Source organism: Paenibacillus sp. JCM 9796, from assembly GCF_055379675.1.
Genome location: NZ_AP043723.1, coordinates 1,347,457 through 1,364,500 on the forward strand (window position 1 = coordinate 1,347,457; position 17,044 = coordinate 1,364,500).

The following is a 17,044-nucleotide window of genomic DNA, read 5'->3' on the forward strand; positions in this document are numbered from 1 at the left end:
GTGACTCGCGACCATGAAAACAGTTGGCGTATTGGCCATGTATTTAAGCGGACGACGGCTGGAAGAGCTGTCGTTTTTCCGCAAGCTGTGCATATGCGGTGCGAAGCTGGGGCTCGAGGTGCTCGTGTTCACCCCGGACGACGTTCAGGGGAACGCCCGCGTCAACGCTTTAACCTACAAACCGGAGCAAGGCAAATGGGTGCGTAAATCGACCGCCTTCCCTCCGCTGATTTACGACCGGTGCCGGTATCACGGCACGGAAAATTACCTGAAGCTGTCCGGCTTCCGTAAAAAGTACGCCGAGCTTCGTTATTTGAGCCGCCCGCTGGGCAATAAGTGGAAGATGCATCAGTTGCTCGCCGAGCAAGCGGATATCGCCCCCCATCTGCCGGCGACGATCCCGTTCAAGGAAGGCAAGGAATTCGGTCATTTCCTGACCCGCTATCCGGTCGTTTATATGAAACCGAAGAGCGGCACCGGCGGCCGCGGCATTATCCGGCTCCAGCGGCTGCCGGGCGGTCGTTCCTACTTGATGCAGGGACGAGATCCGTCCCGCCGCATCCTGCCGGTGCAAAAGGTCACCACCGGGCAAATCGCCGCGAAAGTGGCCGAATGGAAGCTCGCGGACCAATATATCGTGCAGCAGGGCATCCCTCTGGAGCTGAAGGACGGACGCGTGCACGACTTTCGGATGCTGGTACAGAAGGACGGAAACGGAGAATGGCAGGTGACCGGCTGCGTAGGCCGGATCGGTCCCAAGCGATCGGTTACGTCCAACCTGCATGGCGGGGGCACCGCCGCGCCGATGGAAACGCTGCTGTACAACCGGTTCAAGGACAGCGCCAAAGTGAATGCCGTCCGGGAAGAGGCCTATGAGCTGGGCCTTAACGTCGTCAAGCACCTGGAGAACAAATTCGACGTCTTCTGCGAGGTCGGCATCGATCTGGCGATCGACCCGAAGGGACACGTGTGGCTGCTCGAGGTCAATCCGAAGCCTTCACGCGAGGTGTTTCGCCGGATCGGCCAGAACGGAACGTATGTGAAGGCGATCAGCCGCCCGCTCGAATTCGCCTTGTGGCTGAGCGAGCAGAGCAACGACAAGCCGATAGAATAAGAAAAAGACTCGCGGTCGAGCCCGAAGCTTCACGGGTTCAAGCGAGTCTTTCTTGTTATTCGGCGCCATCCAGCAGGGCGATGATCTCGCTGAACGACCCGATGCACACATCCGCCTCGTCCAGTTCCTTCGGCTTGCGATAGCCGGCGTAATCGCAGCCGACCACGTACAGCCCGTTGCCATGTCCCGCTTCGACGTCGGAAGAACGGTCGCCGACCATCCATGCGCGCCGGATGCCGTGGCGTTCGAGCAGCAGCCGCACCAGATCGACTTTGGAGCGCGTGTGGAATTCGCCGGCGCTGTACATGCCGGTCGGCTCGAACAACGGCTCCAGTCCTTGGTGCTTCACAACGCCCTTCACGTAAGCCTCCAGTCCGTTGCTCGCCGTAAACAACCGGATACCGCGTTCCCGCAGCTGCTGCAGCGTATCCGCGACCCCTGCGTACAGCTCGCCTTCGCCCCGTCTCAGCCCATCAAGCTGCAGCTTAAGCAGCAGCTCATCGGCGCGGCGGTGCACATGGCGATCGGCCTCCGGCATCACTTGCTCCCAGATGTGCTCCAGCAGCATGCCCAAACCGCCCAAAATATAACGCTCGGGCGGCGTTTCGCCATGAAATAAGCCTTCCGCCCGCAATTGGTCGAATGTGGCGTGGTAGGCCGGCAAGATCAGCGTCTCCGTGCGGAACAAAGTGCCGTCCACATCGAAAATCATCGCTTCCGGCAACGATTTATGAACCATGCTTGATTCCTCCCCCCGGTACCATTTTATACAACCATGTTTGTCCGAGGTTGTCAAATGACGGGCGGGCGGGCTTACAGGCCGATACCAAAATAAATTCGCAGATACTTCTTCCAGTGGAACGCGGAAAAACAGGAGCAGCCCGATTGTAATCGGTACGGATAACGCGTTGAGCCCGAGAACCGTATTTTAGACGGACGCCAATCTAAAATTTTCTTTACACCACGAAGGAAGCTCCCCGACAACTGTCGGAGAGCGAGGTTCGCTTAAAATATTTTTTTCGCCCCCTGCTCTGCCTTCAGAATTTCAACCGCTTCACGGAACCGCATCGAATGAACCACTTCCCGCTGTCGCAAAAATTTCAGGCCGTCCTGCAAATCCACATCGTCCGTCATATCGATCAACCACTGGTACGTCGCTCTGGCCTTCTCTTCCGCGGCAATGTCTTCGTACAAGTCGGCGATGGGATCGCCCTTGGCCTGAATGTAGGCCGCCGTCCAGGGCACTCCGTCGGCATTGCTGTAAAAAAGCGCCCTATCGTGGCTCACATAGTGCCCGTCCAGCCCGGCCGCCTTCAATTGATCCACGCTCGCATCCTTGGTCAGCTTATAAACCATCGTGGCAATCATTTCCAAATGAGCAAATTCTTCCGTTCCGATGTCCGTCAGCAGCCCGATCACTTTATCCGGGATGCTGTATCGTTGGTTCAGGTAACGGAGCGCCGCTGCCAGCTCCCCGTCCGCGCCGCCATATTGTTCCAGGAGCAGCTTTGCCATATGCGGGTCGCACTTGCTTACTTTTACCGGGTACTGCAGCTTCTTCTCATACAACCACATCCGAATTCTCCCCTTCCTTCGTCCGCTCGGTTGCGCCGTTCACACTTGCCATGGCCAAGGGCAATCGATCCACTGCCAAGGCTGCTTGGAGAAGCTTTGGCCGAACGACTTCAACGGACCGAACTCCTGCTCGAATTGATACGCAAGCTGCATCCGTTGCTGCGCGTATTGGTTGTATTGCTGGAGCGCTTGGATGTCCTGCGGGTGGGTATCCAAATACAGCGTCAATTCGACCAGCACAAAATCGACGGCCTGCAGCTCTTCCAGCTGCCGATAGAAATGCTCGGGTAGTGCGTGCGACATTCCGGTTCCTCCTGTCGGTCAATATTTTCGAGGATGGTACGGGCTGTAAAGCGCCGGCCATAATGTGCCTAGCCGAAGCGCTTCGTGGGGGGGAAATTGCGGCAAATTGGGCGGTTGAAAGCCGATGTATAAGTTCGGGGGGGTCGAGTACGTCTTCTCGAGTACGGGCGGACAAGGGTCCATCGGACTTACGTACGGAAACCATACTTTGGTTTGATGCATGAGGCGAATTCCTCCTTCTGTGAGCGTCTACCATTATTTATACATTGTGGGCAAGTCCGGTATACGTATAAAATGTCAGCAAGTGCTGCCAATTTCGGAAATTAATAAAAGGAGCTGTTCTCACACATGAAGAAATCGCTTGCAAAAACGATGGTGATCACGTTGTTAGGAGCCGGCCTCATCCTTTCTCTGCCTCAATCCGCGATTCCCGTTTGGGCCGCGAACACGCAAGTCTCCTCGACGTTGAGCCTCGGTATGTCCGGTGACTCGATTTCCGCGCTGCAGCGCGACCTCAAGACGCTAGGGTATTTTACTTACCCGACGATCACCGGTTATTACGGCACGGTAACGCAGCAAGCAGTCCGTTCGTTCCAAAGCGCCTACAGCCTGGCGGTTGACGGTAAAGCAGGCCCGATCACGCGCACGGCGCTCAACCGGGCGCTCGTCAAAAAAGCGATGCTCGCCGACGCGAATAACTACATGCGCGTTCCCTACGTATGGGGTGGCACAACACCTGCAGGCTTCGACTGCTCGGGCTTTGTGTATTTTATGTTCAACAAGCACGGCGTTGCGATGGCTCGTACCAACACCACGACGATGATCACCATGGGCACGCCCGTCAACCGCAGCCGGCTCATGCCCGGCGATCTCGTATTCTTCGGCCTGAACGAGCCCGGCGTTGCGTCCCATGTAGGCTTTTATATCGGCAACGGCGAGTTTATATCGGCCACCCGTTCGGCCGGCATCTATATCCAGAAGCTCGACAGCAGCTATTGGGGACCGAAATATTTAGGCGCCCGCCGGGTTTATTAAGAGAACCGCAATTTATCAATCCAACTCACAAACCGACGGCAGTCCGGACCAATGCGTAATGATTCCTAGCGGCTCATGCACGGAGGCCGGCTGCCGTAGCCGCCTCGCTCATATTCGCCGTACAGGCGATCGTTAACGCCCAGGAACCTTCGGGTCACTTCCTCCGGATTCAATCCCGCCGTCGGCCCGTATACGGAGAACGTTCGCACGAGCGCTGCATGCCAAGTGCTCGCATAATCAAATAACGTGTCGTCCAAGTCAAACAAGATCAATTGCCCTCGAAAACGCGGACGGTTTTCTTCCATGGAAGCTCGCTCCTTTATCGCGCGCCGATCGGCGCCTGCATCTGTAGATCGATTGTATAGGAATCCGCGTGTAAAAGGACAGACCCCGCCGGAATAACCGACGGGGTCGTGGTAGGATGGAACACTATTCATCCTTACTTAGTGGATGTCCTTCTTGTTGAACCTGCCGCCCTTCACATCGTGAATGTTGCCGACGGCCAGGAACGCGGAGTTATCGAGCTCTTCGACAATCGATTTAAGCTTCGCTTCCTCCAGCCGGTTAATCACGCAGAAAATGACGAGCTTGTTGCCGCCCGTGAACGCGCCCTCGCCCTGCAGGTAGGTGACGCCGCGGCCGAGCCGCTGTATGATCGCATCGCCGATCTCGCGGCTGTTGTCGCTGATGATCCAGACCGATTTGGACTCGTCGAACCCTTCGATCGTAATGTCGATAACTTTAAAAGCGATGTAGTAAGCGATCAGCGAGTACATCGCATGATCCCAGCCGAACACGAAGCCGGCGCTGCTGAGAATAAACAGATTGAAGAACATGACGACTTCGCCGACGGAGAAAGGCAGCTTCTTGCTGAACAAGATCGCCATAATCTCGGTTCCGTCGAGCGAACCGCCCGAACGGATGACCAAGCCGACGCCTACCCCCAGAATGATGCCTCCGAAGACGGCAGCGAGCAGTGGATCGAAGGTCAGGGCTTTAACCGGATGCAGCAGCGTTGTCCCGAGCGACATCACCGCGACGGCATATAAGGTGGAAATCGCAAACGTTTTACCGATTTGCTTATACCCTATGTACAAGAAAGGTAAATTGAACAGTACCAGAAAGATTCCGATCGGCACCCCTGTTAAATGGGACGTGATGATCGAAATGCCGACAACGCCGCCGTCGATGATTTTGTTCGGAACGAGAAAAATTTCCAGCCCGACGGAAAAGATCGCGGAGCCCAGAAAGATTAAGAACGCGCGACGGATTAATTTAGCGATTGAAATTTTGGAATGTTGTTTGACCTTAGCTACATCTCCTTGCAATGCTTGTCCTCCCTTTTATTTGATGGCTAGCCTTCGAGCTTGATATTGATTTTCAAAATGCCGACGCGGCGAAGCGCTTGATACACGATGATTAGAACCGGACCGAGGAACAAGCCCACGACGCCTATAGCTTGAAAGCCGACATACATACTGACCAGTGCGGCAAGCGCGTTGATGCCGACGGCGTCTCCGATAATTTTCGGCTCGATCAAACGGCGGAACACGACAATGACCAAATACAAGACGATCAGTCCGATCGCCAGCTGCATATTGCCGACGAGCAGACTGTAGACGGCCCAGGGCAGCAGCACAGCGCTTACGCCGAGCACCGGCAGCACGTCGACGACAATGATCAGAAGCGCTATCGCGAGCGGATAGTCGACCCGAAGCACGAGCAGCCCGATCAACGATACAATGTAGGTTAACAGGCTGATCAGCATTTGGGCAAACAGGAAGCCGACGATCGCCCGGCGCAAATCCGTCAGCACCGTGACGACCTTTGACCGCGAACCGCTTTCGAACAAGTTCAAAAACGATTGATGCAGCTTCGGCAAACTTAGCGACACCAAGTAAAGCGCAATGACAAACACAACGAAGAAAATGAACAGGTTCGGGATCGTTCTGGCGATTCCGATCAAATAACCGCTAACGGCCGAAACGATGCTGTTCAAATTTTCCGTTAATGCGACCAAGCCGTTCTCGATCCAATGCTGCACGTCGGCAGCCATCGCAGGCGGCAGCGTCTCAAAGAAAAATTGCGTTTTGACGGATGTGTTTTCCATGAATAATTTCGCCTCGTTCAAGTAACTCGGGGCGTTTTTCAAATACTGGACGAGCTCGGACACCATTTTGAAGCCGACCAGGTAGATGAAGCCGAGCAGCAATCCGGTAAATAAAGTACAGGCCGTAACGGCCGCCGCTATGCGGTTGAACCTCGCATATTTGATCAGCGCCTGCACGACCGGCTCCAGCAATATTGCGAGCAGCAGCGCGAGCAGAAACGGAAAGCCGACGGTGAACAATCCATAGAGAACCAAAGCGCCTAACGCGCAAAAAAGAATCGTTCGTAGCGACATTCCAGTGAGGGCCCCCTTCGAAATTAATGTGCCGGCTTCTGCTGTTCTTCGCCTTCCGGCCCGAGCTTCAAGATTGGTCGAATCGTTAATCGCACCACGCGCAGACGATCCACTTCGGTAACCTCGAATTGAAAGCGATCCAGGGTATGCTTCTTCCCTATCTCAAGGTTGCCTTCCAGCTCCTTGAACAGCCAGCCGCCGATCGAGTCTACGGCTTCGTCCTCGATTCCGAGGCCCAGCATATCGTCAAGCTCCTCCAGCAAAACCCGCCCGTCCACCGAGTAGGCATCGCCGATCTTCTCGATTTCCGGCCGTTCGGTCTCGTCGAACTCGTCGTGGATTTCGCCGACGATTTCCTCCAGAATATCTTCTGCGGTAATCAAGCCGGCTGTTCCGCCGTACTCATCGATCACAATCGCCAGCTGGGAGCGCTTCTTCTGCATCATTTTCAATACATGGCTGATTTCCATCGATTCCGGCACCATCAGCACCGGCCTGACGAAATTGCGCAGCTGATGCGATTTCTTCGGCTCGCAGGTCAGCATATCCGCGATGTGCACGAACCCGATAATCTCATCCTTGTCGCTCGTTGCCACCGGATAACGGGTATGCTTCGTTTCATACACGATATTTAAATTTTCCTCAAAAGGCAGTTCCGTAAACAAACAATCCATATCGGTGCGCGGCAGCATAATTTCACGCGCCACCCTTTCGGAGAATTCGAAGATGTTGTCAAACAACGTCATCTCGTCTTTATCGATATGGCCGCTCTTTGCGCTTTGGTCCATCAATATGCGAATCTCTTCCTCTGTATGAGCGGCTTCAAGCTCCGTGGCGGGCCGGACGCCGATCAGACGCAGAAGCCGGTTCGCCGCGCCGTTCAACAAATAGATGATCGGGTAAAAAAGCTTGTAGAAGAGCATCAACGGCGCCGAGAGCCAAAGCGATGTGACTTCCGACTTTTGGATCGCGAGCGATTTGGGCGCCAATTCCCCCAGGACGATGTGCATGAACGTAATGACCGCGAAGCCGATGAAGATCGCGAGCGCGTCCGCGTACCAGGCTTGGGCCAGTCCGATCATTTCGAACAGAGGCTCGACGATCAGATGAGAAATCGCAGGCTCGCCCACCCAGCCTAAACCAAGCGAGGCCAGCGTAATGCCCAACTGGGTCGAAGACAGATAGGCGTCCAGCTTTTTCGTAACGGCAAGCGCATATTTCGCCTTTCCGTTCCCTTCGCTTTCCAACTGCTGCAGGCGGGTTTGTCTGACTTTCACCAGCGCAAACTCCGCGGCGACGAAGAAACCGTTAAGGAAAACTAAAAAAACAACGAGGACCAGATTTAACGCAATCGAACCGAAATCAAACCCCGTACTATGGCTCTCCACTACTGTTCAAACTCCTTCTCATGCGTGATAGGCAGCTTGTAATTAAACGATGGCGCGTCGGGTTGAAAAATCGACATCTTTATAATACGTATCCGCGACCAACAGATTCGGCCCGCAGCAATTCGCTCCCGGGCAGTAACACCCGACCGAGCTGTAAAGCGGATGTTCCTTCCAGCGGGCAAACACTTCGTCCAGACGGTCAGTCAGCGCATTCCCCAGCGGAGGCACATCGGAGAAATCGGTCACGTAGACGTCACCCGTGAACAAATTCACATTCAACCGGTTGCGTCCGTCCGGATCATTCCTTACGGTTACGTTCGGTTCTCCGCGCAAACGCGTTATGATCTGCTGATCCTCCTCTAAGAAGCTGCAGGCATAGAACGGAAGCGTGCCGAACAGCATCCAGAGCTCGGGGTTCCTCCCGTCCAGCAACCGGTGAACGGCCTGCCGCGTCTGGTCGAGCGACAATACCGGCAGGTTGGACGCGAATGCGCTCGGGTACATCGGGTGCACCTCGTGGCGGCGGCAGCCCATCTCGTCGATCAGGCGGTGAATACCGACCAGCTTGTCGTGAGTGCGGTAATTGATCATCGATTCGGCCGATACGAACATCCCGGCACGCGACAGCTCGCGCGTATTGTCTATCATCCGTTCATAGAGCTTGACGGCCGACGCTCTGGGCGTGCGCCGTTCGGAGCGAACGAAGCCAACCTCGTAGAAATCGTCTACGTTCAAGTAATTGAACGAAATATGCATCACGTCCAGATAAGGAGCCAACGCCTCGTATCTCGATATATCAAGCGTCAGATTGGAGTTAATTTGCGAACGGACGCCTCGCTCCCTGGCATATTTCAACAACGGTACGATATAGTCCCGCACCGTTTGCTCATGAAAGCTTGGCTCGCCGCCGGTTATGCTGATCGTCTCCAAGTGCTCCACTTCATCCAACCGCCGGAGCACGTCGGCTAACGGAATACGGATTCCTTCCGACAACGTTAACGACTCTCCCACCGCACAGTGCTCGCAGCGCATGTTGCACAGATTGGTTACGGTCAGTTCGACGCTCGTCAACCGGTGCTGGCCGTACCGCCGAAAGGCCGGCAACGGGTCCCACGGATCGTATTGCGGCGAAATTTCGAGAAAGGGAGGCTGTATGGCAAATAATTCAGACATGTTGTTATGTACACCTGACTCTTCATTAGAATTCTTGTTATCACTTACTGATCAATTCTTATTGTAACGTAATATGTATGAAAAGAAAACCGATTGAAAAAAGCCCGAAACCGGTGCTGGCCGAATTTCGGGCTTAACTCATGGTGCTGTTAAAGTGATCTTTTCGTCGTTCACACCAGTAATCAAGACGGTATGCACCTTGGACAAATCAATTTCCTTACTGCCGTCAAGCATCTGACCGGCCTCGTCTTCCAGCAATCTGACGATCGGCCGATGCGGCACTTTCGCGTTGAGATCAACGACAACGCCTTTCTCGCCCGTATTCAGCGTCACGGTGACGCCGATCGGATAAATGGCGATTTTATCGCGGAACAGCTCGATCTTCGGCTTATCGAACAGCGAACCCGTACCCGTGAACAAGATCTCCATAGCCTGATGCGGGAGCATCGCTTTGCGGTACACACGGTGTGTCGTCATCGCGTCGTACGAATCGACGAGTCCGATCCAACGCGCGTATTCGTGAATTTCGTCGCCCTTTAAACCGCGAGGATAACCGCTGCCGTTCAGCCGCTCGTGATGCTGGAACGCGCAGTGTGCGGCGAGCAGCGGAATGTTGGGCTCGTCCTTCAGAAATTGGAAGCCGAAATTCGTGTGCCGCTTAATATGCGAGAACTCCTCATCGGTCAGCGGTTCTTTCTTGCGCAGCAACTCGGACGGAATTTGCGTCTTGCCGATGTCGTGAAGCAGCGCCCCGAGACCGAGCGTTGTCAATTCTTCTTGACCGTAGCCATCGGCCATTCCGAGCATCGTCGAGTAGATGCATACGTTAAGGGAATGCTGGTACAAATATTCGTCCATCACGCTGATGTTCGTCAGCATAATCATCGCATCTTTATTACAGCTTAAATCCTGCAGAATCAGGTCCAATAAGCTGCGAAATGTCTTGCCGAGTTGAAGGTGTCCGACGCCCTTACGTTTGACCTGATTTTCGCCGATTCTCCGGAACGACTCGCGTATTTCCGCTATCGCCCGTACCCGGGTTTCATCCGAAATGACGTCCCGAATGACCAGATCATGGGTCCGCGGGTCATCAATATAAACGTAATCAATACCATGGGATTCCAAGCGGCGAATCAAGTTTTGCGTCAGTTCGACCTGCTCCGCGAGCAGCGTTAACCCGTCCGAATTGTAAATCTTTTTGCCGAGCCTCATGCCAGGCTCCACCATGCTGATCGGAAGCAAGCGCATAGTCGTACTCACGTCTTCTTTCTAAACAAATATTTAGAAAATCCACTTACTTAGGTTTAGCCTATCGGATTCCCGGCAAAAGAGCAATATATTTTTTCAATTTCCGACATGCTTTTGTCGTTTTATCCACCGCCCGCGGCTGCTGTCCTGCAAAGCTTTCGCATTGCGCAGTTCATGAAGCAGCACGTCGCGCAAAAATTCAGGCAGGAAAAACTCAGGTTCAATACCTTGGCCGATGGATAAATATCCGATGCCGAATGTAAACATGTCGATCGTCCCGACGGTGTATAACCGATCGTCGATCATCGGCGATTCGCCTACCCGGACGCTGACGATTTTCGAGTAAGGAGCACCCTCCGGATCAAACTCGACGCTCAGTCCGTCCAGGCACAACGTGCCGAGCACTTTGCCCCGAAAGCCGAAGCCGAACAGCGGCTTATCCATAAACTCCGGCAGCAGCGATTCTTCCAGCGCTTGCCTAAGCTGCGCCCCGGTCAGCTTCAACCGGCACGGGTTGATCGGCGACGGGCAAAGCTTGAGCAGCGTACCGGCCGACACGGGCCCTTGCTGCGGGCCTCCGAGCAGTTGGCCGGCGTTCACCAAGCCGATCTCGGCGTCCACCCACCGCCGAATACCGGCGGCCAGCAGGTTGCCAAGCGGCGATTCGCCGTACCAATCGATCGGCATATCGCGGTCGAGACGAACGACTTCCCGGGACAACGTTTCATTTGCTTGGTTCGCATACAAATCGATGACGGCCTGCAGTTCGGGATCTCCGTTCATTTCAGCCGTCGCATGTACGCCCGCACCAACCAGCTCAAGCCGTTTCGTCTGCCGCTCGTACGCCAGATCCACCGCCCCGACGTATTGTCCATGTTTGCCTGCGGCACAAATCCAGGTCGATCCGACAGAGAGGGGCTCCGTCAACAAATGGTGCGTATGTCCGCCAAGAATGACGTCGATGCCGGGGATGTCTTCCGCTATCTTCTCGTCATGGCGAAGGCCCAGATGCGACAGCAGCACGATGATGTCCGTTTGCGGACGCAGCTCTTCTACAGCTTGACGGATCGTATCGTACGGATCGCTGATTTCCCAGCCCAGCAGCCTGTAAAAAAGCGAGAATGCGGCCGTCGCACCGATGAGACCGATGCGCAGCCCCGCTTTCTCCACGATATGCCAAGGCTTCATCCAAGCCGGAGCGGTTCCGGTTCGGGCTGCAACCATGTTGCCAAGCACAACGGGAAACCGTGCGGCTTCGCCGTACAGCCGGTCCAACACATCCGGCGTATACGTCAACCCCTCGTTATTGCCAAGCGTGACGGCATCGTATCCGGTCGCGTTAATCACCGCGATATTCGCCAATCCCTCGGTGCCTTCCGTTTCGGAACGCATCCGGTCCAAGTGATCGCCGATATCGAGCGTCAGCGTGTGCGCCTCCCCCGTATTTTCCTTCAACCGCTTGATCCATTCAGCGATCCGGGGCATCTGATCGAAATGACTGTGTATATCGTTCGTATGTAGGATACGAAGCCTGACTCGTTCTTTCGTGATACAAGCCACCTGCCTTGAATCGCAAAGCGGCGGACGCTTTGCGATAGTTTCGTTCTTAATCATTCTAAAGCTATGCCTTTAGCAGATCGGGGTTATTTGCTTTGCCGGTTCGCCAACATCTGCTCCGGTGTCACCGTATTGGAAAATCCGAAGGTCGCTTTATCGCCTAATGCCGGATCGTACAGTAAACAAAGGCGGACGACGCTCTTGACGTTCAAACATTCGCTGCTCCCGTTCGGCACATACAGGCGAATCGGAAAGCCCTTCTGTAAAGGCTGCCCCTCCTCTTGTGCATAGAGGATAAAGGCATCCCGCAATTCGTGCCACGGAATCGTAGCTTGAAACTCATCAACCGCCGCAACCTGCAGGTGCGTCGGCTGCAGGGAAACGTCAGCCCCCTGCGCAGCGCTCCACGCCTCATACCAAGCTTGCCAATCCACCGCTTGGCCCTTTAAGCCGTTTATTCGAAGCTCCGGATCGATCGTCTCGGAGCAAACCGCAGCGAGTTCCCCGGGCGACGAATACCTTACGCTTCCTTTGGAATCGTCTACTACTTCAATCATGTCTACCTACCTCCGTTTCTTTAGAGCTTACCTGCCATTATATCACTTTTGCCCCCGGTTATGGTATGCTGATAGGTAAACGTAACGCATTAAACCGGATCGAAAACTACGAAAAACGGAGTGATCGAGTTGAAGCTGAATGTACTTTTGTTTGCCGGTCTGGCAGACCTGTTGGGCGCAAGGACAATTGAGCTTGAGACGGATTCGTCAAGCTGGACGGTAGCCGATCTGAAGGAGCAGCTGGTACTTCGTTACCCGCATGCATCTCAGGCAATATCGAACGCATATGCTGCGGTAAATCAAGAATATGCCGAAGCCTCCGCAGCTATACGCGAAGGCGACGAAATTGCCCTGATCCCGCCGGTATCCGGAGGCGAACCGGATTGGGTGGAGCTGACTCGCGAGCCGATATCCCCGGATGCCGTCACCGCCAAGGTGCTCCATCCGAATCATGGGGCGTCGCTCGCTTTTGTAGGCACGACACGGGAATGGACGCACGGGAAACGGACGGTACTGCTCGAATACGAAGCGTACGAGCCCATGGCGATCCGGACGATGAACCAGATCGCGGGTGAAATCGCCGAACGCTGGCCCGGCGCGCTATGCGCGATCACTCATCGGCTTGGCCCGGTCGCTGTCGGCGAGATCAGCGTCGTCATCGCAGTTTCCGCCCCTCACCGCGACGCCGTGTATGAAGCGAACCGTTATGCGATCGAACGGTTGAAGCAAATCGTTCCCATCTGGAAGAAGGAGCGCTGGGAAGACGGCTCCGAATGGAAAGGACATCAGCTCGGACCGTGGAACCCGTTAGCCGGGGTTTCCGCTGCAGGCGAAGGAGGATCGGCATCATGAGCGAACGTCCGGATATCTGGCCTGAGCATATCGAGATCGACCGCGAGCGGTATTCGCGGCAAATGCTGTTCGCTCCGATCGGCGAAGCCGGTCAGGCGAAGCTGCTGCGGTCGCGGATTGCGATCGTCGGCATGGGCGCGCTCGGCACCGTGCTCGCCAATCATATGGTGCGCGCCGGCGTCGGCTTCGTCCGCCTGATCGACCGCGACTTCGTCGAACGCAGCAACCTGCAGCGCCAAATGCTGTACGACGAGGCCGATGCGGCCGCCTCGTCCCCGAAGGCGGAGGCCGGGGCAGCGCGCCTGCGGGCGACCAATTCCGGCGTAAGCATCGAACCGGTCGTCGCCGATTTGAACGTCACCAATGCCGAAGAGCTGCTGACCGACGTGCAGTTGATCCTGGACGGCTCGGATAACTTCGCCGTCCGCTTCCTGATCAACGACGTCAGCGTGAAGCACGGCATTCCGTGGATCTATGGCGGCGCGGTCAGCTCGCGCGGCGTATCGCTTACGATCGTGCCGGGCGAAACGCCCTGTCTGCGCTGCCTGTTCGGACAGCCGCCGGCCCAAGGCACGACCGAGACATGCGATACGGCCGGCGTTATCGGCCCGCTCATCCATGCCGTCGCTTCGCATCAAGCAACAGAAGCGCTTAAGCTGCTCGTTGGCGCGGAGGCCGAGCGCAACCGGAAGATGGTTCACTGGGATGTATGGTTCAACCAATTCGCCGGCGTGGACGTCAGTAAAGCGAGGAGAGCGGATTGCCCGTGCTGCAGCGAGCGCCGCTTTGAATATTTGGAGGCGGACGTGCAGGAGGATACGATCCAATCGTTGTGCGGCCGCAACTCGGTGCAAATTCAGCCGAGCCGCCCTTTGAAGCTCGCGCTTGCGGATTGGGAACGCCGGCTTGCGCCGGTCGGCCGGGTAGAGCGTAATCCGTTTCTGCTTAAGCTCCATCTCGAAACCGGCATGACGCTCGTTCTGTTTCCGGACGGCAGGCTGATCGTGCAGGGGACGGACGATCCCGTCGCGGCCAAAAGCCTCTACAGCCGTTATATCGGGATGTAAAGCCCTTATTTGTTTCATACAAAGGAAAGTGCCGACGTCCCAGACGACGCGGCACTTTTTTCAATTTGCAGCTATAGGGCCACGCGCTTTGCCTTCAAAAACGTTTTTTTCCAGTAAGCTTTGTTGATATTCGTAATTTGCACGCCGTTATTCTGACTGGGCGACGCATGAATCATCTGCTGGTCGCCCATATAGATCGACACATGCCCGATCGTTTTATTGCTTTTGAACCGGCCCGGCACATAAAAAAACATCAAGTCGCCCTTGCGCAAGTTTTTACGGCTGACGGGTTCACCTTGATTGCCTTGATCACGAGCGGTCCGCTTCAATTGGATACCGGATTTACCGAATACATATTGCGTGAACGAGGAGCAGTCGAACTTCCCGGATTTCGGGTAAGGTTCAGCGCCGAACTCGTATTTTACGCCAAGATAACGTTTCGCCTGAGCGATCAGCGTATCCATGTTGATGTTCTTCAACACGGCAACCGCTTCGGGTTCCATACGTTCCGCCGAGAGAGTGTCCCCATCTTCCACCTGACCCAGCGTCGCTTTCGCCCCCGTCCCCTTGTACGGATCATTCGGATCGTCGGCAAAATCTAGCTCAGCACCCGTATTCGCCTCGTCAGGCCCATCCATACTTTCCGGCACGGTCTCTCCCGTAGCCCGTACGATCATCGATTGGCCCTGAACCTCAAAGCGAACGTCGTCCGCCAACAGGTTGCCGAGCGCGGAAACCGGAATATGGAATTGTGAATTACGCAAAATGGGCGGTTGCGGCAGCTGGACCTTGGAATCCCCGCGCTGAGCGGTCGTACTGCCCGCCTGCAGCTCATAAGCGGCGTCGTTGTCGCCGATCATGAAGGTGTTGCTGCTTTCGTTCCACTTGTGATGGAACCCGATAGCACTCGCAAGCTCCGAGCCGATCACATAGCTCACACCGTCAACGGTCTTCAACGGAATCGTCAGTATTTCTTCCGAGCCCGTCATGTGAATCGTGCTGCCGTCTCCGACATTCATCGTCTTTCCGTTATATTGCTCGCTGATCGAGCGGTCCGCATTCTGCTGTTCCCGATTCGCCAAGCTCTGCTGCCGGGTTTGCTGCTGCTCCTTGGACAGTTGGCCGCACCCGGCCGTAACGCTTAGGAGCGCTACTATCAATACCTTCATTATCATGGAACGAGTGCCGCCATTCTTCATCCTACCTGCCCCTTGTCTGTCATGGAATCCAATCTGTTCATAGCATGAGGCAGGAGCGGCGGAGCTATGCACGGCAAGACGTTGGAAATAAAAAAGACACGCAGCGCTGCATATTCGCAGCTTGCGTGTCTTGAAGAACGAATCGGTTCGCTCCTTGCCTTAACCGATCGAGCCTTCCATTTCGAATTTAATAAGCCGGTTCATCTCGACCGCGTATTCCATCGGCAGTTCCTTCGTGAACGGTTCGATGAAGCCCATAACGATCATTTGAGTCGCTTCGGCTTCGGTTAAGCCGCGGCTCATCAAGTAGAACAATTGATCCTCGGACACTTTGGATACCGTCGCTTCGTGCTCGAGCGTAATGTTGTCGTTCATAATTTCGTTGTACGGAATGGTGTCGGACGTCGATTGATTATCCATGATCAGCGTATCGCATTTGATATTCGCCTTGGACCCTTGCGAGTTGCGGCCGAACGATGCCAAACCGCGGTAGGTTACTTTACCGCCGTGTTTACTGATCGACTTGGAAACGATTGTGGACGTCGTATCTGGCGCCAGATGCGTCATTTTCGCGCCTGCATCCTGGTGCTGGCCTTTACCGGCAACAGCGATGGAAAGCACCATGCCTTTAGCTCCGCGGCCTTTAAGAACGACAGCCGGGTATTTCATCGTCAGCTTGGAGCCGATGTTGCCGTCGACCCATTCCATCGTCGCATTTTCTTCCGCAACGGCGCGCTTCGTCACGAGGTTGTAGATGTTCGGCGCCCAGTTTTGGATCGTTGTGTAACGAACGCGGGAATCTTTCAGGCAGATGATCTCCACCACGGCGCTGTGCAGCGAGTTCGTGCTGTATACCGGAGCCGTACAGCCTTCTACATAGTGCACGAAGCTGCCTTCATCGGCAATGATGAGCGTCCGCTCGAATTGGCCCATGTTCTCGGAGTTGATGCGGAAATACGCTTGAAGCGGAATTTCCACCTTCACGCCCTTCGGTACATAGATGAAGCTGCCCCCGGACCAAACGGCGCTGTTCAGCGCTGCGAATTTATTGTCGCTCGGCGGGATGATGGTGCCGAAGAACTTTCTGAAAATTTCCGGATGCTCTCTCAAAGCCGTGTCGGTATCCATAAACAGTACGCCTTGATCTTCCAGGTCTTTCTGCATGCTGTGATAAACGACCTCGGATTCGTATTGGGCGGATACGCCGGCAAGGAATTTTTGCTCCGCTTCCGGGATACCAAGCTTGTCGAACGTTTCCTTGATCTCGGTCGGCACTTCTTCCCATGTTTTCCCTTGCTTCTCGGAAGGTTTTACATAGTATTGAATGTCGTTGAAATCGAGGTCTTCCATATTGCCGCCCCATTTCGGCATCGGCATTTTCAGGAACTGATCGAGCGATTTCAGACGAAATTCGAGCATCCATTCCGGCTCGTTCTTCATGCGGGAAATCTCGGTGACGATTTCGCGCGTCAGCCCTTTACCGCTCTGGAAGACCGCTTTGTGCTCGTCGCGAAACCCATATTTGTACTCTTCCATTTCAGGCATTTTTTTTGCCATGGCTTTCGAGCCTCC

The 17,044-nt window shown here is 55.0% G+C and carries 18 protein-coding genes; 4 read left to right on the top strand and 14 right to left on the bottom strand.

The genetic code is table 11. The features are described 5' to 3' along the window. The first annotated feature begins 13 nt into the window (after positions 1 to 13). A complete protein-coding gene (locus ACZ439_RS06635; protein WP_464620783.1) occupies positions 14 to 1,114 on the top strand; it encodes a YheC/YheD family endospore coat-associated protein in 1,101 nt (366 codons plus the stop codon). 55 nt (positions 1,115 to 1,169) lie between these two features. On the opposite strand, the gene ACZ439_RS06640 is transcribed toward ACZ439_RS06635, so the two are convergent. The 4 genes from ACZ439_RS06640 to ACZ439_RS06655 form a co-directional block, all read right to left on the bottom strand. Then, the gene (locus tag ACZ439_RS06640; protein WP_054797859.1) at positions 1,170 to 1,853 is read right to left on the bottom strand and encodes an HAD family hydrolase; all 684 of its coding nucleotides are present in this window, start codon (positions 1,851 to 1,853) and stop codon (positions 1,170 to 1,172) included. Positions 1,854 to 2,119: 266 nt separating this feature from the next. After that, positions 2,120 to 2,689, bottom strand: a complete 570-nt coding sequence (locus ACZ439_RS06645; protein ID WP_464620784.1) for a manganese catalase family protein — start codon at positions 2,687 to 2,689, stop codon at positions 2,120 to 2,122. Positions 2,690 to 2,728: 39 nt separating this feature from the next. Next, on the bottom strand, positions 2,729 to 2,992 hold the full coding sequence (locus ACZ439_RS06650; RefSeq protein ID WP_127609080.1) for a spore coat protein CotJB: 264 nt from the start codon (positions 2,990 to 2,992) through the stop codon (positions 2,729 to 2,731). A gap of 18 nt (positions 2,993 to 3,010) precedes the next feature. Continuing rightward, positions 3,011 to 3,214 (bottom strand): spore coat associated protein CotJA, encoded by a 204-nt coding sequence (locus ACZ439_RS06655; protein WP_054797857.1) that lies wholly within the window; start codon positions 3,212 to 3,214, stop codon positions 3,011 to 3,013. 126 nt (positions 3,215 to 3,340) lie between these two features. On the opposite strand from ACZ439_RS06655, the gene ACZ439_RS06660 reads away from it, so the two are divergent. Continuing rightward, on the top strand, positions 3,341 to 4,027 hold the full coding sequence (locus ACZ439_RS06660) for a C40 family peptidase (protein ID WP_464620785.1): 687 nt from the start codon (positions 3,341 to 3,343) through the stop codon (positions 4,025 to 4,027). 65 nt (positions 4,028 to 4,092) lie between these two features. Here the strand turns inward: ACZ439_RS06660 and ACZ439_RS06665 are convergent, their stop codons facing one another. From ACZ439_RS06665 to ACZ439_RS06700, 8 genes are all read right to left on the bottom strand, one after another. Then, positions 4,093 to 4,332, bottom strand: coding sequence for an HAD family hydrolase (locus ACZ439_RS06665; protein ID WP_054797856.1), 240 nt, complete (start codon positions 4,330 to 4,332; stop codon positions 4,093 to 4,095). 138 nt (positions 4,333 to 4,470) lie between these two features. Then, the gene (locus tag ACZ439_RS06670; RefSeq protein ID WP_141336373.1) at positions 4,471 to 5,355 is read right to left on the bottom strand and encodes a YitT family protein; all 885 of its coding nucleotides are present in this window, start codon (positions 5,353 to 5,355) and stop codon (positions 4,471 to 4,473) included. A gap of 26 nt (positions 5,356 to 5,381) precedes the next feature. Continuing rightward, the gene (gene ytvI / locus ACZ439_RS06675) at positions 5,382 to 6,431 is read right to left on the bottom strand and encodes a sporulation integral membrane protein YtvI (RefSeq protein ID WP_127609076.1); all 1,050 of its coding nucleotides are present in this window, start codon (positions 6,429 to 6,431) and stop codon (positions 5,382 to 5,384) included. A 23-nt stretch (positions 6,432 to 6,454) separates the two neighbouring features. Next, the gene (locus ACZ439_RS06680; protein WP_464620786.1) at positions 6,455 to 7,819 is read right to left on the bottom strand and encodes a hemolysin family protein; all 1,365 of its coding nucleotides are present in this window, start codon (positions 7,817 to 7,819) and stop codon (positions 6,455 to 6,457) included. Between the two features lie 42 nt (positions 7,820 to 7,861). Further along, complete coding sequence (yfkAB, locus tag ACZ439_RS06685; RefSeq protein ID WP_054797855.1) at positions 7,862 to 8,992, bottom strand: radical SAM/CxCxxxxC motif protein YfkAB; 1,131 nt, start codon at positions 8,990 to 8,992, stop codon at positions 7,862 to 7,864. A gap of 138 nt (positions 8,993 to 9,130) precedes the next feature. After that, a complete protein-coding gene (locus ACZ439_RS06690) occupies positions 9,131 to 10,240 on the bottom strand; it encodes an HD-GYP domain-containing protein (RefSeq protein ID WP_054797854.1) in 1,110 nt (369 codons plus the stop codon). Between the two features lie 96 nt (positions 10,241 to 10,336). Beyond that, entirely contained in the window at positions 10,337 to 11,854 is a 1,518-nt protein-coding gene (locus tag ACZ439_RS06695; protein ID WP_464620787.1) for a bifunctional metallophosphatase/5'-nucleotidase, read from the bottom strand. 29 nt (positions 11,855 to 11,883) lie between these two features. Next, positions 11,884 to 12,354 (bottom strand): molybdopterin-binding protein, encoded by a 471-nt coding sequence (locus ACZ439_RS06700; RefSeq protein WP_054797853.1) that lies wholly within the window; start codon positions 12,352 to 12,354, stop codon positions 11,884 to 11,886. Between the two features lie 129 nt (positions 12,355 to 12,483). On the opposite strand from ACZ439_RS06700, the gene moaD reads away from it, so the two are divergent. Both moaD and ACZ439_RS06710 read left to right on the top strand, forming a co-directional pair. Continuing rightward, on the top strand, positions 12,484 to 13,206 hold the full coding sequence (gene moaD / locus ACZ439_RS06705) for a molybdopterin converting factor subunit 1 (protein ID WP_464620788.1): 723 nt from the start codon (positions 12,484 to 12,486) through the stop codon (positions 13,204 to 13,206). Further along, on the top strand, positions 13,203 to 14,273 hold the full coding sequence (locus ACZ439_RS06710; RefSeq protein WP_054797852.1) for a ThiF family adenylyltransferase: 1,071 nt from the start codon (positions 13,203 to 13,205) through the stop codon (positions 14,271 to 14,273). The genes moaD and ACZ439_RS06710 overlap by 4 nt, the downstream gene beginning before the upstream one ends. A 71-nt stretch (positions 14,274 to 14,344) precedes the next feature. On the opposite strand, the gene ACZ439_RS06715 is transcribed toward ACZ439_RS06710, so the two are convergent. Then, on the bottom strand, positions 14,345 to 15,448 hold the full coding sequence (locus tag ACZ439_RS06715) for a C40 family peptidase (RefSeq protein WP_141336375.1): 1,104 nt from the start codon (positions 15,446 to 15,448) through the stop codon (positions 14,345 to 14,347). Positions 15,449 to 15,631: 183 nt separating this feature from the next. Continuing rightward, positions 15,632 to 17,029 (bottom strand): Fe-S cluster assembly protein SufB, encoded by a 1,398-nt coding sequence (gene sufB / locus ACZ439_RS06720; RefSeq protein ID WP_127609070.1) that lies wholly within the window; start codon positions 17,027 to 17,029, stop codon positions 15,632 to 15,634. Positions 17,030 to 17,044 lie beyond the last annotated feature (15 nt).